The organism is Roseococcus pinisoli (assembly GCF_018413645.1).
GTDB classification, from domain to species: Bacteria; Pseudomonadota; Alphaproteobacteria; order Acetobacterales; family Acetobacteraceae; genus Roseococcus; species Roseococcus pinisoli.
Map to the genome: position 1 here is coordinate 271,508 of NZ_JAHCDA010000005.1, position 23,197 is coordinate 294,704.

The 23,197-nt window shown below is 69.4% G+C and carries 19 protein-coding genes; 11 read left to right on the forward strand and 8 right to left on the reverse strand.

The genetic code is table 11. The features are described from left to right. Positions 1–2 precede the first annotated feature (2 nt). The 9 genes from KHU32_RS21980 (at position 3) to KHU32_RS22020 (ending at position 11,724) form a co-directional block, all read left to right on the forward strand. Positions 3–2,489, forward strand: coding sequence for a TonB-dependent siderophore receptor (locus tag KHU32_RS21980; RefSeq protein ID WP_213672319.1), 2,487 nt, complete (start codon positions 3–5; stop codon positions 2,487–2,489). Further along, positions 2,489–3,298: an ABC transporter ATP-binding protein gene (locus KHU32_RS21985; protein WP_213672320.1), complete on the forward strand. Its 810-nt coding sequence runs from the start codon at positions 2,489–2,491 to the stop codon at positions 3,296–3,298. The genes KHU32_RS21980 and KHU32_RS21985 overlap by 1 nt, the downstream gene beginning before the upstream one ends. Further along, a complete protein-coding gene (locus tag KHU32_RS21990; protein ID WP_213672321.1) occupies positions 3,295–4,218 on the forward strand; it encodes an ABC transporter substrate-binding protein in 924 nt (307 codons plus the stop codon). Before KHU32_RS21985 ends, KHU32_RS21990 begins: the two co-directional genes overlap by 4 nt. After that, the gene (locus tag KHU32_RS21995; protein ID WP_213672322.1) at positions 4,215–6,269 is read left to right on the forward strand and encodes an iron ABC transporter permease; all 2,055 of its coding nucleotides are present in this window, start codon (positions 4,215–4,217) and stop codon (positions 6,267–6,269) included. The genes KHU32_RS21990 and KHU32_RS21995 overlap by 4 nt, the downstream gene beginning before the upstream one ends. Next, complete coding sequence (locus KHU32_RS22000; RefSeq protein ID WP_213672323.1) at positions 6,266–7,519, forward strand: NtaA/DmoA family FMN-dependent monooxygenase; 1,254 nt, start codon at positions 6,266–6,268, stop codon at positions 7,517–7,519. The genes KHU32_RS21995 and KHU32_RS22000 overlap by 4 nt, the downstream gene beginning before the upstream one ends. Further along, positions 7,516–8,802, forward strand: a complete 1,287-nt coding sequence (locus KHU32_RS22005) for an NtaA/DmoA family FMN-dependent monooxygenase (RefSeq protein ID WP_213672324.1) — start codon at positions 7,516–7,518, stop codon at positions 8,800–8,802. Before KHU32_RS22000 ends, KHU32_RS22005 begins: the two co-directional genes overlap by 4 nt. 817 nt (positions 8,803–9,619) lie before the next feature. After that, entirely contained in the window at positions 9,620–10,900 is a 1,281-nt protein-coding gene (locus tag KHU32_RS22010; protein ID WP_347265588.1) for a L,D-transpeptidase scaffold domain-containing protein, read from the forward strand. Positions 10,901–11,031: 131 nt separating this feature from the next. Further along, positions 11,032–11,370 carry a Lin0512 family protein gene (locus KHU32_RS22015; protein ID WP_213672326.1) on the forward strand — a complete coding sequence of 113 codons (339 nt, stop codon included), beginning with the start codon at positions 11,032–11,034 and terminating at the stop codon, positions 11,368–11,370. A 12-nt stretch (positions 11,371–11,382) separates the two neighbouring features. After that, positions 11,383–11,724: a Lin0512 family protein gene (locus KHU32_RS22020; RefSeq protein ID WP_213672327.1), complete on the forward strand. Its 342-nt coding sequence runs from the start codon at positions 11,383–11,385 to the stop codon at positions 11,722–11,724. A gap of 45 nt (positions 11,725–11,769) precedes the next feature. Here the strand turns inward: KHU32_RS22020 and KHU32_RS22025 are convergent, their stop codons facing one another. Then, positions 11,770–14,919: an efflux RND transporter permease subunit gene (locus KHU32_RS22025; protein WP_213672328.1), complete on the reverse strand. Its 3,150-nt coding sequence runs from the start codon at positions 14,917–14,919 to the stop codon at positions 11,770–11,772. Next, positions 14,916–15,986: an efflux RND transporter periplasmic adaptor subunit gene (locus KHU32_RS22030; RefSeq protein WP_213672359.1), complete on the reverse strand. Its 1,071-nt coding sequence runs from the start codon at positions 15,984–15,986 to the stop codon at positions 14,916–14,918. The genes KHU32_RS22025 and KHU32_RS22030 overlap by 4 nt, the downstream gene beginning before the upstream one ends. A gap of 107 nt (positions 15,987–16,093) precedes the next feature. Here KHU32_RS22030 and KHU32_RS22035 point away from each other — a divergent pair, with 107 nt between their 5' ends. Next, a complete protein-coding gene (locus tag KHU32_RS22035) occupies positions 16,094–16,639 on the forward strand; it encodes a TetR/AcrR family transcriptional regulator (protein WP_213672329.1) in 546 nt (181 codons plus the stop codon). A gap of 51 nt (positions 16,640–16,690) precedes the next feature. On the opposite strand, the gene KHU32_RS22040 is transcribed toward KHU32_RS22035, so the two are convergent. Then, positions 16,691–17,269: a TetR/AcrR family transcriptional regulator gene (locus tag KHU32_RS22040; RefSeq protein ID WP_213672330.1), complete on the reverse strand. Its 579-nt coding sequence runs from the start codon at positions 17,267–17,269 to the stop codon at positions 16,691–16,693. Positions 17,270–17,360: 91 nt separating this feature from the next. Here KHU32_RS22040 and shc point away from each other — a divergent pair, with 91 nt between their 5' ends. Next, the gene (shc, locus tag KHU32_RS22045) at positions 17,361–19,289 is read left to right on the forward strand and encodes a squalene--hopene cyclase (RefSeq protein WP_213672331.1); all 1,929 of its coding nucleotides are present in this window, start codon (positions 17,361–17,363) and stop codon (positions 19,287–19,289) included. Between the two features lie 115 nt (positions 19,290–19,404). Here the strand turns inward: shc and KHU32_RS22050 are convergent, their stop codons facing one another. From KHU32_RS22050 to KHU32_RS22065, 5 genes are all read right to left on the reverse strand, one after another. After that, positions 19,405–20,586, reverse strand: a complete 1,182-nt coding sequence (locus tag KHU32_RS22050; RefSeq protein WP_213672332.1) for a D-alanyl-D-alanine carboxypeptidase family protein — start codon at positions 20,584–20,586, stop codon at positions 19,405–19,407. 462 nt (positions 20,587–21,048) lie between these two features. Then, positions 21,049–21,318 (reverse strand): serine aminopeptidase domain-containing protein, encoded by a 270-nt coding sequence (locus KHU32_RS23590; RefSeq protein ID WP_456315954.1) that lies wholly within the window; start codon positions 21,316–21,318, stop codon positions 21,049–21,051. Positions 21,319–21,339: 21 nt separating this feature from the next. Next, a complete protein-coding gene (locus KHU32_RS23595; RefSeq protein WP_456315955.1) occupies positions 21,340–21,474 on the reverse strand; it encodes a hypothetical protein in 135 nt (44 codons plus the stop codon). Continuing rightward, entirely contained in the window at positions 21,474–21,953 is a 480-nt protein-coding gene (locus KHU32_RS22060) for a glycine betaine ABC transporter substrate-binding protein (protein ID WP_213672333.1), read from the reverse strand. The genes KHU32_RS23595 and KHU32_RS22060 overlap by 1 nt, the downstream gene beginning before the upstream one ends. Positions 21,954–22,210: 257 nt before the next feature. After that, the gene (locus KHU32_RS22065) at positions 22,211–23,173 is read right to left on the reverse strand and encodes a Bug family tripartite tricarboxylate transporter substrate binding protein (protein WP_213672334.1); all 963 of its coding nucleotides are present in this window, start codon (positions 23,171–23,173) and stop codon (positions 22,211–22,213) included. Positions 23,174–23,197: the final 24 nt, after the last annotated feature.

Sequence of the window (23,197 nt, forward strand, 5' to 3'; positions counted from 1 at the left end):
GAATGAGGCTGGGACGTGGGAAGAGCGGGGCTCGCTGGGCGGGCGCGATGGGGCTTGCCGCCTCCGGCATGGTCTGGGCGGCCTGCGCTGCGCCGGCCCTGGCGCAGAGCTCTTCCGGTCCCTCCGCCTCCGAGCAGTCCGGCGGCGAGGCCTCCGTCACCGTCGCCATTCCCGCCGGCCCGCTGGAAGGCGCGCTGCTGGCCTTCGGGCGGCAGACCCCCTACCGCCTGATCTATCGCAGCGAGCTGGTGGCCGGGCGCAGCACCGCCGGCGTCCAGGGCAGCATGACCGGCCGCGAGGCGCTGCAGCGGCTGCTCGCCGGCACCCGGCTGAGCTGGCGCCCGACCGGCGCCGGTGCCATCACCCTGGTGGAGGAGCCCGATGCGGGCGCATCGCTCCAGCTGCCCGAGGTGCAGGTGGATGCGTCCACGCTGCGCGGCTGGAGCCCGGTCCGCGGCTATGTCGCGGGCATCAGCGCCGCCGGCACCCGCACCGACACGCCGATCATCGAGACGCCGCAGACCATCAACGTCATCACCGCCGACGAGATCCGCGAGCGCGCGCCACGCACCCTCGCCGAGACGCTGCGCTACACGCCCGGCGTCGTCACCGACGTGCAGCCCGGCACCACCTATTTCGACCGCATCCGCGTGCGCGGCTTCAACAGCGTCTCGAACTTCTACCTGGACGGCATGCAGCTCACGCCCTCGGGCACGGCGGGCGTCGGCCAGGTGGATCCCTATCTGCTGGAGCGGGTGGAGGTGCTGAAGGGCCCGGCCTCCGTGATGTATGGCCAGAACGGGCCGGGCGGCATCATCAACATGGTCAGCCGCCGCCCGCAGGCCGTCGCACATGGGGAGATTGGCTTTGGCATCGGCAACCGCAACTACTATCGCGGCGAGATGGACGTGGGCGGCCCGCTCGATGCGCAGGGTCGCGTCCTCTACCGCCTGACGACGGTCGGCCGCACCACCGACACGGACATCGACCACACCAGGACCCAGCGCTACGCCATCGCGCCCGCGCTCACCTGGCGGCCCGGCGAGAACACCACCCTCACCCTGCTCGGCGCCTATCAGCGCGATCCGGACGGCAGCTCGGGCGCCTATCACCCGGCGGTCGGCACGGTGCTGCCGAACGTGAACGGCCGCATCCCGCGCAACCTCTTCACCAGCGAACCCGGCTGGAACCGCTACGACCGCGAGCAGGTGCAGCTCGGCTACCAGCTGGAGCACCGCTTCAGCCCGGCGCTCGAATTCCGGCAATCGGCCCGCTACATCCACGTGGACGTCGACTACCGCACGGTGCGGCTCGGCGCGCTGCAGCCGAACCAGCGCATCGCCGCCCGCACGGCGGAGGAGAGCTGGGCGAAGACCAGCGGCTTCAACATCGACAACTCGCTGATCTACCGCTTCAACGCGGGCCCGGTGCGCAACACCGTGGTGGCCGGCGTGGACTACCGCAATTTCCGATCCCAGAACTACTCGGCCTCCGGCACCAGCGCCGCGCTGAACCTGAACCTCTTCGCGCCCGTCTATGGCGCCACGATCCCGCGCCTGGCCACGCGCACCAACAACACCGGCATGCTCGAGCAGTACGGCGCCTACGGCCAGGTACAGAGCTCCTACGGCAACTGGCGCCTGCTGCTCGGCCTGCGGCAGGACTGGAGCACATCCCACAGCCTGAACCACCTCGCCCGCACCGACACGCGCGAGCGTGATTCCGCGCTGACGGTGCGCACGGGCCTCGTCTACCTCTTCGACAACGGCCTCGCGCCCTATGTCAGCTACGCGACCTCCTTCGAGCCGACGGCGGGCAACGACTTCTTCGGCGCCCGCCTGAAGCCCAGCAAGGGCGAGCAGTGGGAGGTGGGGCTGCGCTACCAGCCGCCCGGCTACAACAGCATGGTCTCGCTCTCGGCCTATCAGCTCACGCGGCAGAACGTCACCACGGCGGACAACGCGCATACCTGCGCCGCCGCGCCCGGGCTGGCCAATTGCGGCAATTACAGCGTGCAGACCGGCGAGGTCCGCGTGCGCGGCATCGAGGCGGACATCCGGCTCAGCCTGACGGAAGGGCTCGGCGCCATCCTCGCCTATACCTACATGAACGCCGAGGTCACCCGCAGCAACGACGGCTTCACGGGGAAGCGGCCCACCAACACGCCGAACCAGATGCTGTCCGGCTGGCTCAGCTACCGCTTCGGCCAAGGGCCGCTGCGCGGCCTGATGCTGGGCGGCGGGGCGCGGTTCATGGGCCCCATGTACGCCAATGACGCGAACACGACGCGCATCCCGGGCTACTCGCTCTTCGACGCCTCGGCGAGCTACGACCTTAGCCGGTTCGGCCGCCAGCTCGAGGGCGTGTCGGTGCAGTTGACCGCCACCAACCTCGCCGACAACCGCGCCGTGGGCGGCTGCTGGAGCGCCAGCTACTGCGACTACGTGCCCGGCCGGACCGTGATCGGCGCCCTGCGCTACAGCTTCTGATGGGCAACGCACCCATCGCACTGGAGGGGCGGGCGCTCGACATCGCCTATGCCGGGCGGCGCGTGATCGAGGGGCTGAGTGTGGCGGTGCCCGCGGGCGGCATCACCGCCCTGATCGGCCCCAACGGGTCGGGCAAGTCCACGCTGCTGCGCGTGCTGGCCCGACTGATGCGGCCGGAGGGCGGCGAGGTGCTGCTGGATGGCCAGGCGATCCATCGCCTGCCCACCCGCCAGGTCGCGCGGCGCATCGGCCTGCTGCCGCAGGGACCGCTGGCGCCGGACGGGCTGAGCGTGCGCGACCTCGTCGGCTACGGCCGCTTCCCGCATCAGGGCCTGCTCGGCGGCGTCTCCGCCGAGGACCGGGAGGCCATCGATCGCGCCATCGCGCTGACCGGCCTGCGGGAATTGCAGGAGACGGCGGTGGACCGCCTCTCCGGCGGCCAGCGGCAGCGCGCCTGGATCGCCATGGCGATCGCGCAGCGCACGGAAACCCTGCTGCTCGACGAGCCCACCACCTTCCTCGACCTCGCCCATCAGATGGAGGTCATGAACCTCCTGGAGCGGCTCAACCGCGAGGAAGGCCGCAGCATCGTGATGGTGCTGCACGACATCAACCAGGCCGCGCGCCATGCCGGCCACATGGTGGCCCTGCGGGACGGCCGCATCCTGATGGAGGGCGCGCCCGAAGCGGTGGTGACCGCCGGGATGCTGCGCGCCGTCTTCGGTATCGAGGCCGAGATCATGACGGACCCCGCCACCGGCCGGCCCTGGTGCCTGCCCCGCCGCCCTATCGGAAGGGACGAAGAATGACCCGCCTCACCCGCCGCCTGCTGCTGGGCGCGTTGCCGGGCGGCGCCGGTCTCGCCGCGGCGCGCCCCGTCGAGCATGCCCTCGGCGTGACGGAAGTGCCGGGCACGCCGCGCCGCGTGGCCACGCTGGACAACCGGCACACCGAGAACCTGCTGGCGCTCGGCCTGCCGCCCGTGGGGGCCGCGGGGCTGCGGCGCTACCGGCAGATCATGGCGGGGGTGGAGCCCGCGCCAGGGCCCGAGGTCACCGACCTGGGCCAGGCGGACACGCCCAATATCGAGCTGCTGCTGGCGCTGGCGCCCGAGCTGATCATCGGCAATGCGCGCTCCGTGCAGCGCCATCACGCCGCGCTCTCCTCCATCGCGCCCGTGCTGGCCTACGACCCCTATCCGCCCGGCGGCGCCAATCTCTACGACGCCATGCTGGTGCATTTCCGCGCCATCGCCGAGGTGCTCGGCCGCCAGGCGGAGGCCGAGGCCTTCCTGGCGGCGCTGGACGCCGGCTATGCCGCGGGGCGCGCCCGGCTGGCGGCAGCGGGCTTCGCCGGGCGGCGGGTGGTGCTGGGCAACGTCAATGCCGGGATCACCGGCGCGGATGTGATGCTGTTCAATGCCAATGCCCTGCCGGCGGAAATTCTCCGCCGCCTCGGCTTCGACTACGCCTATGACGAGCCGCGCCATGCCGGGCGCGGCTTCAACGTGACGACGGCCGAGGCCCTGCCCGCCCTGCAGGAAGCCGATTTCCTCTACCTGCCCTTCAACGAGACCGGCGTGCGCAACCTGATGGCCACGCCCATCTGGCGTAACCTGGCCTTCGTGCGCGAGGGCCGCGCCCGCGCCATCCCCTATCGCGAGATGTATGGCAGCGTGCTGACTGCGCAGGTCTTCGCCCGGCAGGTGGTGGCGGAACTGGCGCCGTGAATGCCCGCGCCGTGGAGGCCGGTGCCATGGAGGCCAACGCCGATCGGGGCGGGCCGGCCATGCTGCTGACCGGGATGCTCGTCCTTGCCCTGCTGGCGGCCACCAATGTCGCGCATGGCGAGACCAACCTTTCCCTCGCGCAGGTGCTCTCCGCGCTGACGCGCGATGCCGACCCGCTGCTGCGCGACATGGTGCGGGACTTTCGGCTGCCGCGCGCCGTGGTGGGCCTGCTGGGCGGCGCCGCGCTCGGCGTCTCGGGGGCGCTGCTGCAGAGCGTGCTGCGCAACCCGATGGTCTCGCCGGGCATCCTCGGCATCAGCGCGGGCAGCCATCTCTTCATCGTGCTCGCCACGGTCTTCGCGCCCTGGCTGCTGAACCTCGCGCCGCTGCCCCTCACCCTGGCCGGGGGATGGATGGCCGTCGCGATGGTGTGGCTGCTGGCCGGGGGGCGCCGGGCCTCGCCGCTGCGCATCGTGCTGGCCGGGCTGATCGTGTCCATGACGCTCGGCGGCATCACCAGTGCCGTCCTGGTGATGAACGAGACCGAAGCGCGCTTCCTGCTCGCCTGGAGCGGCGGAATGCTGCGGCAGAACGGCTGGGCCGGCGCCTCCTTCGCCTGGCCCTGGATCCTGGGCTGCCTTGCGCTGGTCATGCTCACGGCGCGCCAGCTCGACCTCTCCATGCTGGGCGAGGAGACGGCACGCGCGCTCGGCCAGCGCACGCGGCTGGTGGTGCTGGCCTGCCTGGGCGCCGTGCTGGTGCTGACCGGGGTGGTGGTGGCGGTCGCCGGGCCCATCGGCTTCGTCGGGCTGGTGGCGCCGCATCTCGTGAAGCTGGCGGGCATCCGTCGGCACGCCATGCTGCTGCCGGCCAGTGCCATCTGGGGCGCGGCGCTGCTGCTGGGCGCGGACACCCTGACACATGTCTTCGGCTCGCTGACGCGCACCCCGCCGGTCGGCGCCATCACGGCCGCGATCGGCGCGCCCTGGCTGCTCTGGCTGGTGCTGCGCGGGCGCCGGCACGGGGCAGGCTTTGCGCCCATGACGCCCTTTGGCGTGCGCCCACGCCCGCTGCTGCCCTGGCCGTTGACGGCGGGGCTGCTCGGGCTCGGCGTGCTGGGAACCCTGCTGCTCGGGCTGACGGTGGTGGGCGGGCTGCCCCTGTCGCCCGGGACCGTGCTGGCTGCCCTGGCTGGCGAGGGCAGCGCCGTCGCCCAGCGCATCGTCCTGGAGTTCCGGCTGCCACGCATCCTCGCCGCGCTGCTGGCGGGGGCGTGCTTCGCGGTGGCCGGCGCGCTGATCCAGGACGCGCTGCGCAACCCGCTGGCCGATGCCTCCGTGATCGGCGTGAATGCCGGGGCCAGCGCCGGCGTGCTGCTGCTCCTGGCCGCCTGGCCGCTGGCGGCGGGCCCGGTGGTATCGGCCGCGGCGCTGGCGGGTGGCCTCGCCGCCGCGGCGGCGATCTTCGGCCTCGCCTGGCGGCGGCGGCTGATGCCCGCGATCCTGATCCTGACCGGCATCGCGGTGGGCGCCATCTGCGGCGCCATCGTGCAGATCCTCGTGCTGGACGGCCGCTTCACGGGCTCGCCGCTCGTCTGGCTCATCGGCGGGCTGCATGCGCGCGGCTGGCCGGCCGTCCAGGTGCTGGCCCCCGCGCTGGCCCTGCTGCTGCCCCTCGGCCTCCTCCTCGCGCGACGGGTGGAGGTGCTGGCCTTCGACGACCTCACGGCCGGCAGCCTCGGCCTCGATGTCGGGCGTACGAGGCTGGGCGCGGGGCTGGTCGGCGTGGCGCTCGCCGCCATTGCCGTCTCCCAGACCGGGCCCATCGGCTATGTCGGCCTCGTCGCGCCGCATGCGGCGCGGCTGCTGACCGGCCACCGGATGCGGCCGCTGCTGCTGCTGGCCGGGCTGATCGGCGCGATCCTGCTCGGCCTCGCGGACATTGCCGCCCGGCTGGTGGTCCGCCCGGCCGAGGTCCCGGCCGGCGCCGTCGTGGCGCTGATCGGCGCCCCCTACCTCCTCTACCTCATCCACCGGAGCGACCGGTCATGACCCGTTCCCTGCACTTCCATTCCTGCATCGACTGGCTGGACGCTGCCTGGCGGGTGCCCGCCGAAACGCCCGCGCGGCTCTTCGACCTGCAGCAGGTGGCCGACCGCGCGCGCCTGGCCGAGCGCGGCCTGATGGACGCCATGTTCATCGCGGATTTCTACACCTACCGCCCGCGCGTGAACCTCGAGCCGCTGACGCTGCTTTCCGCGCTGGCCGCTTGCACCACGCGCATCGGCCTCGTGGCCTCGGTCTCCACCACCTACAACGAGCCCTACGACCTGGCGCGGATGTTCGCCTCGCTCGACCATCTGAGCGGCGGGCGCGCGGGCTGGAACATGGTGACCACCGCAGTCGGCACCGTCTCGGCCAATTACAGCCGGGAGGAGCATCTGGAGCACGACAGCCGCTACGCTCGCGCCCAGGAATTCGTCGAGGTGGTGACCGCGCTCTGGGACAGCTGGGAGGATGCGCCCGGCGGCGGCGAGGCCCGGCCGATCGGCCATGAGGGCGATTGGTTCAGCGTGCGGGGGCCGCTCAACGTGCCGCGCCCGCCGCAGGGCCATCCCGTGCGCTGCCAGGCCGGCGCCTCCGATGCAGGGAGGGACTTTGCCGCGCGCTGGGCGGAAGTCATCTTCACGGCGCAGCCACTGCTGCCGGTCGCGCAGGAATTCTACGCCGACCTGAAGGCGCGCCTGCCGGCCCATGGCCGTGCGGAGGCGGACATGGTGATCCTGCCCGGCCTCCTGCCTTTGCTCGCCGAAACCGCAGCCGAGGCGAAGGACATGGCGGCCGCCCGTCAGGCGGCGCAACCGGCCGAGGCGCGACGGATGGAGGAGCTGCTGGGCTTCGCCCTCTCCGCCCTGCCGATGGACGAGCCCATCCCGCTCGAGGTCCTGCCGGCGCGCAGCCGAGTGAACGGCATGCGCGGGCGGTCGGAGCTTTATCTCTCGCTGATCCGGAAGCACCGGCTGACCCCGCGCCAGGTCCTGAACCAGGACGCGCATCTGGGCTTCGCCGGCGATCCGCTCCAGACCGCCGACCTCATCACCAAGTGGTTCCTGAATCGCGGCTGCGACGGCTTCACCCTGATGTGGCCGACCCTCCGCGCCAACGAGCTCTTCGTCGAGAAGGTGATCCCGCTGCTGCAGGAACGCGGCCTGTACCGCACCGCCTATGAGGGCACGACGCTGCGCGACCACTATGGCTTCCGGCCGCCGCCCGGCCGCCTCGACGTCAGGGGGGCGGCATGACCATGCGGCAGATGCACCTGAACTGCATGCTGGGCGGCATCGGCCTCGGCGCCTGGCGTCCCGGCGAGGCCGATCCCTGGACCCCGCGCGACCTCGGCGCGCTGACCGCCATGGCGCGGACGGCAGAGCGCGGGCTGATGGACGCGCTGTTCTTCGGCGATCTCAACAGCACGGCCGGCGCCGGCAGGGCCGGCCTGCTGGGGCTGGAGCCCTTCACCACCTGCTCCGCCCTCGCCGCGGTGACGGAGCGGATCGGGCTGATCGTCTCGGCCTCCACCACCTATGCGCAGCCCTACAACGTGGCGCGGCGCCTGGCCTCGCTCGACCATATCAGCCAGGGGCGCGCGGGCTGGAACATCGTGACGACGCTGGTGGAAGCCGTGGCGGAGAATTACGGCCGCGAGCCGCATCCGGGCATCGAGGCGCGCTACGCCCGGGCCGAGGAATTCACCGGTGTCGCGAAGGCGCTGTGGGACAGCTGGGACGAGGAGGCGGTCTTCGTGGATGCGGAAGGCCGAACCCGCGTGGATGGCGCAAAGGTGCGTCCCATCGCGCATCGCGGCGAGCATTTCGCGGTGCGCGGGCCACTCGACCTCTCGCGCCCGCCGCAGGGGCGGCCCGTGCTGGCGCAGGCGGGCTCCTCCGGTCCCGGCAAGGCCTTCGCGGCCCGCCATGCCGAGGTGATCTTCACCGCCCAGCCCACCCTGCCCCGCGCCCAGGCCTTCCGTACGGAGATGCGCGCGCGGGCGGCCGCCGCCGGCCGGAATCCGGACAGGCTTCGCGTCCTGCCCGGCTTCGCGCCGGTGCTGGCGCCAAGCGAGGCCGAGGCGCGCGACCTGGCCGCGGCGCTACGCGGGCGAGAAGGCCGGCGCGCCAGGCTGGACCGCATCTCCGGCCTGCTGGGCCTGGACCTCGCCACGCTGCCGCCCGACGCCCCCATTCCGCCCGCGCTGCTGCCCGATATCTCGGATCCCGCGACGCATAGCCGCACGGCGCTCTTCGTGGAGATGATCCGCGAGGAGGGGTTGAGCCCCGACGGCCTGCTGGCGCGCGGGGCGCATCTGTCCTTCGTCGGCACGCCGGAGGGCGCGGCGGAGCTGATGGAGCGCTGGATCCGGGCGGGGGCAGCGGATGGCTTCACGCTGATGTGGTCGCACATGCCGGGTGGGCTCGACCTCTTCGTGGAGGAGGTCATCCCGCGGTTGCAGGGGCGCGGTGTGTACCGCACCGCCTATCCTGGCCGCACGCTGCGGGAAACGCTGGGGCTGGAAAGGGAGAGATAGAGGCGCGCGCGGGCACGGCGGGTAGGCGGCGATTGATCTGGCGGACGGATTTCGTGAAGCGCCCTGCCCCGTGTCCTTCCCGAAATATTAGGGCCGCCAAATTGAATTTTCGGAAATATTGATTACGCCAGAAGCAACCTAAAGCGCCATCAATGGAGAAGGCGAGTACGGCTTCCGCCCCCCATGCGTGACTTTACGACCCAGCAGCAATCAGAGCCCCTGATCCGAAATGGCGCCCTGCGCCTCTCGACCACGGCTCTCATAGAAAAGCTCCACCACACATCGTGCGGTGGAGCGATTTCGGTCCCTTTGGGCTGGTTGCCAGGGCGCCCGCAGGCGCCCTTTCGATCAGCCTCGTGCCGGCGGAACGTAGACCGGGGCCGGAGCGGGCGGGGCCACCTGGACCGGCGCCGGCGGAGGCGGGGGCGGTTCCTGCGCACAGGCCGCGAGGAGCGCCACGGGCGCCACCACAGCCATCAATGCCGCATTGCGGAACAGCTTTTGGCGGGTGACCATCTTGGAAACCGCTGACATCTGCTTCTCCTTATTTGAATGACTTGTGGACAGCACTGGATTGAACGGCAATTTTCGGCAAAGAGTCAAACCTTCAATTGCATGGATCCGAAAAGGTCGAGAAGTGACATCAGTCCGTGTGCCCGGTCACAAATTGGAAACTGATCAGCAGCGGCTGTCGTCTTCTGAGCCGACCTCGCTGTCCCGACGCACGACAATCGTCAGCACCGCGATGGCCCTCGCGGCGGCCTGCGGACTTGCCGCATGCAGTACCGTTCCAGAACTCGAAACCACCGCGTTGCCGGTGCTTCCCCGCGCGCCCAAACCAAGCCGCCTGCGCCATGGGCCGTCCGAGCCGGCCCTCGCCGATGAGCGGCTGAACACGGACCTGCTGCGGCGCTTCTACGCGCGGCACGGCTTCGCGCCCGTCTGGACGAGCCGGCCGGCTGAGGCAGAGGCGCTGGTGAACATCGTCCTGCGCGCCGGCGAGCATGGCCTCGACCCCGAGCTGTTCCAGGCCGAACAGCTGCAGCGGCGCGCGACATTGCCGCCGCCCGATCGCGACGTCCTGCTCTCGGCCGCCTTCCTGTCCTATGCGGAGGCGCTGGCCCAGGGCGCCGTGCCGGCCGATCAACGCCGGGATGGCGAGGCCCTCTCGCCCGAGCCGGTCGACGTGGTCGCGGCGCTCGATGCGGCCATGGACAGCGTGGATCCGGCAGCGGCGATCACGGCGCTGGCGCCCGCGACGCCGGCCTATAGGGAGCTGCGTCAGGCCCTGCAGCTGTATCGCGCGGGCGAGCTGGCCAGGGGCGCGGCCGCGGCGGGCCGCCTGCGCCGGATCGAGGTCAATCTCGAGCGCCAGCGCTGGCTGCCGCGGCAACTGCCGGCCGACCGCGTCTGGGTCAATGTCGCCGACCAGCAGTTGGAGCTCTACCTTGCCGATCGGCCTGTCTTCTCCACGCGGATCGTGGTGGGCCAGGACGCCCTGCGCAATCAGAGCCCGGAATTCCGCACCGCGATCGAGGCGGGATTCCTCAATCCGCCCTGGGTCATCCCGAGAGACATCGTCACCGCCGAGATCCTGCCGCGGCTCCTCCGCGATCCGGACTATCTGGAGCGCAACAACATGCTTCTGCGCCCGAATGGCGAGGTGGAGCAGGCGCCGGGCCCGGAAGCCGGCCTCGGGCAGATCATGTTCGACATGCCCAACCGCTTCGACGTCTATCTGCACGACACCCCGGACAGATCCGTTTTCGAGCGCGACAACCGCCGCATCAGCCATGGCTGCATCCGGGTGCAGAATCCGCTGGAGCTCGCCGCGCTGCTGATGCGCCGGCCGATCGACTCCCTCCACCGCGAGATCGCGACGGGCAGCACGACCCGGGCCAATCTGCCGACGCCGGTGGCGGTCTTCGTGACCTATCAGACCGTCTTCCTGGACAGCGACGGCACGCTGCAGTTCCGCCCGGATTTCTACAACCGGGACCTCGGGATCTGGCGGCAGCTCCGCGCACGCCCCCAGGGCAGCCCCCCTCGCCTGCAGGCGGAGATGCGCCCGACTTCGTCCGCGCCCGTGCCGTTGTAAGTCGATAGAAGAAGCTTCTTCGGGCCTGTCGTCTCCAACGCCCCGGATGGACACGGCGCGCCGGGAGGCACTAGCGTCCCTTATCGGGCCGCCTGGGCGTGTCCGGCGAAACAGCCTTCCTGGAAACGATCATGGCGCTTCAACGCATGGTGCTCGAAATCGGCATGGGCACCGATATTCGCGGCACGGATTATACCAAGGCCGCCGTCCGCGCGTTGCGTGACGCGCTCTGGCACAACACCCTGATGATCGGCGACGCCGTCGGCCAGCCCACCGATGCGATGCAGGTCGAGGTCCTGATCGGCGTGCCGAAGCCCGATCAGGTCAACAAGGCGGAGGTCCTGGCGATCCTGCCGCATGGCACCGGCACCGTGACCGTCGTCGAAGGCGGGCTCGAGATTCCGAACGACGAGGGCACCAACACCACCGTCATCGCCAATTGCTGCGCCATCGTGCGTCTCGACATCTAAGGAACGCTGACCATGGCCCTGAAGCGCATCATCCTGGAGATGGGCAGCGGCAACGACCTGCATGGCGGGGACTACACCAAGGCGGCGCTGCGCGCGGTGCAGGACGCGCTGCATCACTCGTCGCTGTCCTTCATCCGCACCCTCGGCCTCGACATCAAGACCATGCAGGTGGAGGTGACGATCGGCGTGCAGCGGCCCGACAAGGTGGACATCGAGGCCGTCCGCAAATCCCTGCCCTACGGCGTCGTCACCGCGAAGGCGGTGAAGGGCGGCCTGGACGTGCCGGAGGAAGGCAAGCACGACCTGGCGGTGATCGCCTCCGCAGCCATCGCCGTCCGTTTCGATCTGCCCTGATCGGCCGGCCTGACGGCCGGTATCCACGCCCTGTCGGATACCGGGTCAGGCCCCCTTCCCGTCCCCGGGCAGCGCAGCTTCCGATGCAGCGGGCGGGGCCGCCTGCGGCACCGCCTCGCCCGACCCGAACCACTTGTAGAAGAGCGGGATCAGGAAGACGGCCAGGAAGGTCGCCGCCAGCATGCCGCCGACCACGGCAGTGCCGATGGCGACCCGGCTCCCCGAGCCCGCGCCGGTGCTGATGGCCAGCGGCACGCAGCCCAGGATGAAGGCGAGCGATGTCATCACGATCGGGCGGAAGCGCAGCCGCGCCGCCTCCAGCGCGGCTTCCGTCGCGCTCTTGCCGCTCCGGCGCTCCAGCACCGCGAATTCGACGATGAGGATGGCGTTCTTCGCCGCCAGCCCGACCAGCGTGATCAGCCCGACCTGGAAGTAGATGTCGTTGGTCAGGCCGCGCAGCCAGACGGCCAGCAGCGCGCCGAACAGCCCGAAGGGCACGGCGAGCATCACCGCGATCGGCAGCATCCACCGGCCGTATTGCGCGGCCAGGATCAGGTAGACCATCAGGATGCCGAAGCCGAGCGCCAGCGTGCCCGCATTTCCGCCTGCCAGCTCCTGATAGGCCGCGCCCGTCCAGGCGATGCCGAAGCCCGGCGGCAGGCTCGCGGCCGCTGCCTCCTGCATCGCGCGAAGCGCCTCGCCGGAGGAGTAGCCCGGCGCCGCCGCGCCGTTGATCGTCGCCGCCGGATAGACGTTGAACCGCTCGGCCATGTCGCTGCCGACCACGCGCGTCAGCCGCAGGATCGCGCTGGCCGGGACGAGGTCGCCGCTCGAGGCCCGCACGAAGACCCGGCTCAGATCCTCCGGCTCGCGGCGGTAATCGGCCTCGGACTGGAGGTAGACCCGGTAGTTCCGCCCCATCAGCGAGAAGTCGTTGATGTAGAGGCTGCCGAAGGTGCTCTGCACCGTCTCGAACAGCGCGGCCAGCGTGACGCCCCGCGCCTTCGCGGCGTCCCGGTCGATGTCGAGGCGGTAGCGGGGCACATTGCTCTGCAAGGTGGTGCTGAGGCCCGCGAGTTCAGGCCGGCGGCCCGCCGCCTGCAGCAGGTTCTGCACCGCCGCGGCCAGGGCCTCGCGGCCGGCGCCGCCGCGGTCCAGCACCTTCACCTCGAAACCTCCCACCGCGCCGAGGCCGTCGATGGCGGGCGGATTGAAGGCGAGCGCAAAGGCGCTGCGGACCTGCGCCAGGGCGCCGGTGATGCTGCCCGCCAGGGCGCGCGCATCCTGCTCGGGCGCGCGGCGCTCGGACCAGTCGCGCAGCTCGATGAAGGCCACGCCCGCGCTGCTCACGGTGGCGCTGCTGAGCAGGTTGTAGCCGGCCAAGCTCAGCACGGACCGCACGCTGGGATCGGCGCGAAGGATCTCGTCGATCCGCTGGCCGGCCTCCGCCGTGCGGTCGACGGCCGTCGCCGGGGGCATGTTCCAGGTCACGACGATGTATCCCTGGTCCTCGTCCGGAACCAGGCCGCCCGGCACCGCGCGGAATAGCATCACCATCAGCGCGCAGATGATCGCGAAGCACAGGAAGCCCAGCACGCCGCGCCGCAGGAAGAACCGCACGCCCGAGGTGTAACGGCGCGTCAGCGCGTCGAAGGCGCGGTTGAAGAGGCGGAAGGGAAGCAGCGGGCGCCCATGGCCGGGCTTCAGCAGCACGGCGCAGAGCGCCGGCGTCAGCGTCAGCGCCACGATGCCCGAAAGCGCCACCGAGACGGAGACGGTGATAGCGAACTGCTTGTAGAGCTCGCCGCTGAGCCCGCCGAGGAAGCCCACCGGGACGAAGACCGCGCAGAGCACCAGGACGATGGCGATGACCGGGCCGGTCACCTCCTCCATCGCCCGGATTGCGGCCGCCTTGGGCGCAAGCCCCTCCTCCGCCATGAGGCGCTCGACGTTCTCGACGACCACGATGGCGTCATCCACCACGATGCCGATGGCGAGGATCAGCCCGAAGAGCGTCAGCATGTTGATGCTGAAGCCGAGCACGTACATCCCCGCGAAGGTGCCGATGATGGAGACCGGGATGGCGATGAGCGGGATGATCGTCGCCCGCCAGCTCTGCAGGAACAGGAAGACCACGACGACGACGAGCGCGACCGCCTCCAGGAAGGTCGTGATCACCTGCCGGATCGAGGTCTGCACGAAGGTCGTGGTGTCGTAGGAGAAGGAATGAGCCATGCCGGCCGGCATGGCGGTCGCCAGCTCCGCCATCCGCACCTTCACGGCGGCCATGGTCGCCAGCGCATTCGCACCCGGTTGCAGATAGACGCCGATGGCCGCGCTGGGCCGGCCATCGAGCGTGCCGATGAGGCCGTATTGCTGCGCGCCGAGCTCGATCCGCGCCACGTCGCGCAGGCGGAGGGTGGAGCCGTCCTCCCGCGCCTGCAGGATGATCTCCCCGAAGGCCCGGGCGTCCGGCAGCCGGCCCTGGGCCGTCATCGCATAGGTATAGGCGCCGCCGGCATTGGGCGGGGCATTGATCTGCCCGGCAGCGAATTGCTGGTTCTGCTCGCGCACCGCCGCCAGCACGTCGGAGGCGGTGAGGGAGAACTGCGCGAGCTTCTCCGGCTGCAGCCAGATGCGCATGCCGTACTCGCCCTGGCTGAACAGCGCGGCATTGCCGACGCCGGGGATGCGCTTCACCTCGTCGATCACGTTCCGCAGCGCGTAGTTGTTGAGGAAGATCTCGTCGAAGCGTTCGTCCGTCGCCGTCAGCGAGATCACGGCGAGGAAGGCCGTGGACTGCTTCACCACCGTGACGCCGACGCGCTGCACCTCCGCCGGCAGCAGGGCCAGCACGCTCTGCACACGGTTGCTGACGTTGATCGTCGCCTGGTCGGGGTCCGTGCCGATCTCGAAGCTGACGTTGAGCGTCATGGCGCCGTCGGAATTCACCGACTGCATGTAGATCAGGCCCTCGACGCCGTTGATCGCGCGTTCCAGCGGCGCGGCGACGGTCTGTGCCACCGTGTCGGTGTCCGCGCCGGAATAGGTGGTCATCACCTGCACCTGCGGCGGCACGATCTGGGGGTATTGCGCGATCGGCAGGGCGCGCATCGCGATCAGCCCGGCCAGGACGATCACGATGGACAGCACGCCGGCGAGGACAGGCCGCTCGATGAAGAAGCGCGCGCTCATGGCGTGGCATCCACGGCCACGCCCTCGACGAGGGTGACCAGGCCTTCGGTGACGACGCGATCGCCGGGGCGCAGGCCGGCGTCGATGATCCAGTCCTCGCCTGCCAGGCGGCCGAGGGTGACGGCCCGCCGTTCCGCCTTGTCGCCCGGACCGATCACGAAGACGAAGGGTCCCTGCACGTCCTGCTGCACCGCGCCCTGCGGGACGCGGATCACCTGCTGTACCGGGCCGAGCACCCGCACCCGCACGAACTGGCCGGGGGTGAGGCGGCGCTCCGCATTGTCGAAGGTCGCGCGGCCGCGCACCGTGCCGGTCACCGGGTCGATCGTGCCCTCGGTGAAAGTGAGCCGGCCCTGCGGCCCCTCCCTCCCCTCGAGGAGGACCTGCACCGCGAGGTCGCGCGAGCCCTCGGCCACCAGCGCGGCAAGGTCGGGCGCGTTGAAGGCGAAGGTGACGTAGACCGGGTCCAGCTGCGTGATGCGCGTCAGCAGCGAATCGCCTTCCGAGGTGCCGATGAGGCTGCCCTCCGGCACCGCCTGCAGGCTGGTCACGCCCGAGATCGGGGCCGTCACCGTCGTGTAGCCGAGGTCCAGTTCCGCGCGCGCCAGCCTCGCCCGGGAGGCGGTCAGCACCGCCTCGGACTGGGCCAGCGCGGAAATGGCATCGTCGCGCGAGCGCAGGGTGCCGGCATCGGCGCGCAGCAGCGCGACCGCACGCTGGTGGTCCCGGCGGGCGCGCTGGACGGCGGCCTCCGCCTCCTGCACCTGGGCGGCGGCGAGATCGACCGCCGCCTGATAGGTCGCCGGGTCGATCCGGAAGAGCACGTCCCCCTGCTCGACATGCTGGCCTTCGACATAGGCGCGCTCGAGCATGATGCCGCCCACGCGGGCGCGCACCTCGGTCTGGCGCACGGCGTTGACGCGCCCGCCATAGTCGAACGCCAGCGGCACCTCGGAATACCGGGCCTCGATCGCCGTGACCCGGCTCGGCGGCGGAGGGGCCGCCTGGGGCTCCTCCTTGCAGGCCGCGAGCAGGAGGAAGAGGCACATTGCGCGACGGCGCTGCATGTCGATCACCGAAAATTCATCATGGGGCCCCGGGACGCTTGCCGAGCGTGGCGGGCCTGCTATAAAAATCCATACGTATGTATTTTTATGAGGTCAAGGCCGACGGGATGGGACGCACGCCAACGATCGACCGCGACAAGGTGCTCGACCTCGCCGAGGGAATCCTGCTGAGGGAGGGTACCGGGGGCCTGACGATCGACGCCGTGGCCAAGGCGGCCGGCATCTCGAAGGGGGGCGTTCAGTCGCGCTTCGGCACCAAGAACGACCTGGTGCGGATGCTCTGCGACCGATGGGGCCAGGAATACGAGGACCAGTTCGATCGCCTGGTCGGCGAGAAGCCGACGCCGATCCAGGCGGTCGAGGCCCATATCGAGATGTCGCTGGACCTGGACCAGGCCGACAAGGCCCGCGCGGCGGCGCTGATGGCGGCCCTTATCGAGTTCCGCGGTCACATCGCCGGGCTCCGGGAATGGTACACGACGCGCCTCGCCGCGCTGGCCCCCGACTCTCAGGAAGGCCGCCGCGCGCGCCTCGCCTTCTTGGCGACGGAGGGCGCCTTCATGCTGCGCGCCTTCGGCTGCATCGACCCGACGGAGGAAGAGACGCGCGGGCTGACGGCCGATCTCCGCGCCTTGCTCCGGGGCGCGGTCTGACGGCTCCGCGAGATGCCTCGGATGGCAGCGCAGCCCCGGCCGGAGCAGCGCTCAGCCGCCCGTAAGCGCGCGCCCGGGCATGGGGTAGGTCAGGCCGATGAGGCGCGCCTCCAGCGCCTCGCGCTCGGCCGCGGAGAGCTCATGGATCGAGAAGGCCTCCGACAGCCACAGCCCGTCCGCGGCCAGCCGCAGGATCTGGGCGAGGCCGGGATCGCCTTCCGTGATGTCCTTCTGCAGCAGCGAGCCGGCCTTCCGCAGCCAGCCGGACCGCAGCGTGGGGTCGAGGAGCAGCGCCATGATGAGCGCGGCCTGCCCATGCCCGACATCGGTCGACAGGGCCGCCCTGATATAGGCCCGCGTGTAGCGCCCGTGGCTCTCGGGATCGAGGGCGCTCAGCTCGTCGATTCGCCCCAGATACCTCGAATAGATGTCGTCCATCAGGGCCTGCAACAGGTCGCTCTTCGACGCGAAGTGATGCAGCAGCCCGCCCTTGCTGACCGCCGCGTCGCGGGCGACGGCGTCCAGCGTCAGGCCGTGGACCCCCATCCTGACCAGCAGGGCGGCCGCGCTCGCGAGGAGCTTCTCCCGCAGCCTGGCGGCCCGTTTGACTTGCTCGGGAGATAAACCCATGTGTACTACCTACCGTCCAGACGGTTGTTGGTCAAAGAGCCGCGTTCGGGCCTGAGCCGATTGCGGGGTTGTTCGGAACAGAGACATCTTCATGAACGCGAATCTATCACCCCAGGAGCTTTCGGAAGCGATTTCGGCAGCTTCCGATACGCTGTCGCGCCGCCAGAACGCGGATGGCCATTGGGTGTTCGAGCTGGAGGCCGATGCGACGATCCCGGCCGAATACGTGTTCCTCGAGCACTACATGGACCGCGTCTCCCCCGAGAGGCAGCGCAAGATCGGGGAATACCTGCTTCGCATCCAGGGCGATCACGGCGGCTGGCCGATGTTCACCGATGGCGAGTTCAACCTCTCCGCCAGCGTGAAGGCCTATGCCGCGCTGAAGGCGATCGGGCACGATCCCGCGGCCCCGTATATGGAGCGGGCCCGCCAGGCCATCCTGGACCATGGCGGCGCCGAGCGCGCCAACGTCTTCACCCGCATCCAGCTGGCCCTGATGGGGGCCATCCCCTGGCGGGGCGTGCCCTCGATGCCCGTGCAGATCATGCACCTGCCGAAGTGGTTCTTCTTCAACATCTGGGCGATGTCCTACTGGGCGCGCACCTGCGTGACGCCGCTGCTGGTGATCCAGGCGCTGCGGCCGTCGGGGCATTTCCCCCAGAAGATCGAGCTGCGGGAGATCTTCAAGACGCCGCCCGAGGAGATCCGCGACTGGATCCGCGGCCCCTACCGCTCCCGCTGGGGCCATGTCTTCAAGCTCATCGACGGCGCGCTGAAACTGGCCGAGCCCGTGCTGTCGGTCGTTGCCCGGGATTCGGCCATCCGCAAGGCCGCCACCTTCGTGGAGGAACGGCTGAACGGCGAGGACGGCCTGGGCGCCATCTACCCCGCCATGGCCTACTCGCTGATGATGTACGACGCCATGTCCCCCGCGCAGGGGCATCCGAACATGGCGGTCATCTGGGAGGCGATCGACCTGCTGATCGTCGAGAAGGAGGGCGAGGTCTACTGCCAGCCCTGCGTCTCGCCGGTATGGGACACCTGCCTTTCCGGCCATGCGATGATCGAGGCCGCGAGCAATGGCGACCCGGGCGTGTCCGCCAAGGTGGACGCGGCCTGCGACTGGCTCCTCGCCCGCCAGATCACCGACGTCCGTGGCGACTGGGCCGAGATCCGGCCCGATGCGGTGCCGGGCGGCTGGGCCTTCCAATATCGCAACGACCATTATCCGGATGTCGACGACACCGCCGTCGTCGGCATGCTGCTGCACAGGAACGGCAACCCGAAATACACGACGGCGATCGAGCGGGCCCGGCGCTGGATCATCGGGATGCAGAGCAGGAATGGCGGCTGGGGCGCCTTCGATGCGGATAACGACCGGGAATACCTGAACAACATCCCCTTCGCTGATCACGGCGCGCTGCTCGACCCGCCGACGGCGGATGTGACCGCCCGCTGCATCTCCTTCCTTTCCCAGCTCGGCCATGCCGACGACCGGCATGTCATCGAGCGGGGCATCGCCTATCTGCGCGGCGACCAGAAGCCGGATGGCAGCTGGTTCGGGCGCTGGGGCACCAACTACATCTACGGCACCTGGTCGGTGCTCTGCGCGCTCAACGCCGCGGGGCTCGATCACACTGACCCGACGATCGCGCGCGCGGCCGACTGGCTGCTCTCCATCCAGCGCGCCGATGGCGGCTGGGGCGAGGACGAGCGCAGCTACGACCAGAACGGCTATGTCGAGAACAAGGAGAGCCTTCCGTCGCAGACGGCCTGGGCCATGCTGGCGCTCATGGCGGTCGGGCATGCCGGGCATCCCGCGGTCGAACGTGCCGCGCGCTACCTGAAGGAAAATCAGAAGGAGGGAGAATGGGAGGAGCGCAGCTTCAACGCCGTCGGCTTCCCCCGAGTGTTCTACCTCAAGTATCACGGATACCGGCTTTTCTTCCCGCTCTTCGCACTCTCCCGGCTGCAGAATCTCCGCCGCAGCAACAGCAAGGAAGTGGCGTCGGGCTTCTAGCCCCCGGGCATTTGCTTGCTCTGAACGGCTGACACAGGGGACGACCGCCCTCTCCTGTCACAGCCGTTCATTTGCTCGCGCGCCTCGATGGCGGCGTCGATCAACCGGGATGCGGTTACGCCTGGGCGGTTCCATGGAAGAGCCGGCCCAGCAAGTTCCCCACATGCAGCGCCAGCCAGTCGAAGACCCGCAGCGGCCAGGCCGCCGGCGAGGCATCCTGCAGCGCGATGAGCGGCACGCGCGCCAGCACCTGCCCGGCCTGAACCGCCTCGATCTGGCCCAGCACCGTGCCACGGGCCAGCGGCGCGAAGGGGGCCGGCTCGTCCAGCGTGACGCGGAGTTCTGCCTCGGTCCCGCGCGGCAGCGCCAGCCGCTGCGTCCGCTCCGCGCCGAGCGCCACCTCCCCTTCGTTCGAGCCATGCACGCGCAACCGCTGCAGGGGCTGGCCCGCGGTCAACACCTCGCTCAGATGGAAGGCGCTGCCGGCATGGTCGAGCAGCGCCTCCACGCCCCGGCTCCGCGCCGCCTTCGAAGGGGCGCCGAGCACGATGGCGATGAGGTCGCGCGGCTGCCCCGCACTGCCCTGCCGGCGATGACGCGCGGAAATGACGATGTTGTAGCCCGCGGCTTCCGTATGGCCGGTCTTCAGCCCATCCACCGCCGCATCACGCGTCAGCAGCGGATTCGTCGCATCCCGCTGGAAGCGGCGGAAGGAGAAGGCTGGCGCCCGGGTGATGTCGAAGACCTGGGGGAAGTCCCGGTCGAAGGCGAGCGTCAGCCGCAGCAGATCCCCGACCGTGGTGTAATGCGTGGGGCCGGGAATGCCGGAGGGATTGTTGAAATGCGTCCCCGCCATGCCGAGGCGCGCGGCGGCCGCATTCATGCGCGCGACGAAGGCGGCCTCATCGCCATCGACGGCGCTGGCCAAGGTGACCGCCGCATCGTTGGCGGAGACGATGAGCAGCGCTTCGACCAGCACGCGGACAGGGGTGCGATCGCCGGGCCGCAGATACATGCGCGATTCCTCGTTGCCGACCATTCGCACGGCCTCCGGCGCCGCGACCATCTGCTGCCAGCCGAGCCGCCCGTCGCGCACCGCCTCGAAGACCAGATAGGCGGTCATCATCTTGGTCAGCGAGGCAGGCTCCCGGCGCAGCTCCGCATTGGAGGAGGCCAGGACAGCCTCGGCCCCGCGGTCGAAGACCAGCCAGGCCGCGGCGGATACCGGCGGTGGCGGCAGCTGTGCCCGGGCAGCCGGTGCGGCAAGGCAGGCCAGAAGGATAAGGAGGCGCGACAAATGGATCATGGCGGCCGGAACCTACAGCTGACGGCGCGCGTCGGGGAGCATGCCAGGGCGGCTTGTGAACGATGTTCCGTATTTTGGACGGTTCGTTGGAGCCGCAAATGCGACCGCTGATTATGATGAGCGCTGAGGTCAGTGCGTGAACGAATTCGACTGGGCGATCGAATCTATGATTCGACCTCAGCGCCGGTTCAAATCCCGCCTTCGAAGATCCGTACACCCGAAACCTTGGGGGCTAGGACGCTCGCATCGATGGCTGAAGCGGTGGGTACACGCGATGCCGCCACCCGGGAGGCGCGGAATAACGCGCCTCCAATTCCATCCGCTCCCCCGGGGATTGAATGCGGGCATTATCGTGGTGCTCGGTCGACGATGTGCGCGTCATGATAGGCCGTATCTCCCATCCGAGGAGTCTTGACGATCAACCGGTGACGAAGGTCAGCAGGTCGGGGTTAATCACGTAGGCATGCGTGTCCCGTGGGGGTAGCCCTGATAAACCCTGAGCGTGCCGTTCCGCGGAAGCCGGACGGACTTCAGCGCGGAATTGGCGATCGGCACGATCTGGTCGTCGTCGCCATGCATCACCAGCGTGGGAACGGTAATCGCACGCAGGTCAGCGGTCTGGTCGGTCTGGTCGATCTGGTCCGTCTCCGAGAAGGCCGTGATACCGTCGTAATGCGCCTTGGCGTTGCCCATCATGCCCTGACGCCACCAGTTCTGGATCACCCCCTGGTAGACCGTGGCGCCCTAGCGATTGAAGCCGTAGAAAGGCCCTGTCGGCACGTCGAGATAGAGTTGCGGGCGGTTGTCGGCGACGCCCTTGCGAAAGCCATCGAACACCTCGATCGGCAGGCCGTCCGGATTGTCCTCGGTCTTGAGCATCAGCGGCGGCACCGCGCTGACGAGCACCGCCTTGGCGACACGTCCGCCCGGTCGGCAAATTCACTCCCGGCCGCGGGGGGGGGAAGCCGCGGCGCCTCCCGGGCGAGATCCGACAGCGTGGCAAGGTTGAGCCGCTGTGCCGTGGCCGCGGTGACCAGGAGCGCATTGCCGTTGTCGATGCCGGAGGGGACGATCCAGTCCAGATCGAAGCGCGCGGTATAGCCGGCCCGGATCGCACTAACCACCGCGCAGGTATTGGTTAAAAGCGGGCCAATGTTGAGCCATCCGGAACGAAAACTAGAGCCGATGCTCCTGATATCAGCTTGCGGACTGCGCCCCACGTTTGTCCGAAAAGCGTAGACAAACGCGGAGGTCGAGCCGTAACGAGCTTTATCGCTATTTGTGCCACGTCGGGCCGCTGCCGAGCAACTCGCCGCTTTGAACACCTGGAGGTAACGTCGCCAAGATCGCAGGCTCATCCCGAGCTCTGCTTCGAAGTGCCTGGTCGGGGAGCCGCTCCGACACCCTCCGGCCAGCTTTCGCTCCAGCGAGCCAACTGTCCGAGAGCGGCGTGGAGCGGAAGGACACCCCTCCGGCCTGAGGCGGAAGTATCGGTTTCAGGCATCCCACGCACGTAAGCAGTCATGAACAGCGGCCAAATGAATTGGCTGATGATCACCCAGCCGGCCATGAGCGCGCCAGCAAAGCTGAGCCCGGCCTTCTACCGCTCGCCCCCTTAAACGTCCGCCCGTATATTCCGCTTCCGTACAAGATCAGTCCATCGGCCCGCTTCGTGCCGCATGAACACGTCGAACTGCTCCGGCGTCATGTCTCCCGGAACAAACGCGCGCTGGGCCAACTGCCCGCGCACATCCGGCAGACGCATAATCTCCTGCACCTCGGCCGAGATTTGCCGCACAATCTCCGGCGAAGTGCCATGACGCGCGACGAGGCCGTACCAGGAACTGGCCTCGTAGTTTGCAAAGCCCTGCTCCGCGATGGTCGGCACGTCGGGCAGAATGGAAAGCCGCTGTGCGCCGGTGATGCCTATCGCGCGCAGGCGGCCGTCCGCGATGTGCTGAAGGCTGCTACTGTCGAACATGGCCGAAACGCGTCCCGAAAGCAGATCACTATGCGCCGGCGCACTGCCGCCATAGGCGATCGGGTTCACGCGTGTGCCTGTCATCTCATAAAGCAACTCACCAGCAAGATGTGTGATGGTGCCGACGCCTGTATGGGCCACGGCGACTTCGCCTGGGCGCCGGCGCAGCTCCGCCACAAATTCCTGAACATTCCGCGCAGGAAAAAACGGGTGCACCACCAGGATGTTCGGTGCCGAGGAGATCAGACCGACCGCCATGAAGTCACCAAAGGGCTCATAGGGCAAATTCGCGATCAGCGCCGGGTTGAGCGCGAAGTTGAGCGAGACGACGAGATAGCTGGTGCCGTCCGCCGGCGCGCGCTGCACCGACTGCGTGGCGATGAGCGTATTGCCACCGGGCCGATTCTCCACCACCACGGGAGTGCCAAGCTTCTCCGTCAGCCGCTGTGCTACCGTTCTTGCGGAGACATCGGCGGCACCACCGGCGGTATAGGCGACGACGATGCGGATTGGCTTATCGATCAGCCGCGATTGTGCGCGAGCGACGAGGGGCGCGGAGAGCGCGCCGCCAATCATGAGGCGTCTTGTTGTTTTCATTGTCATTGTCCTCCCGAGATTTGG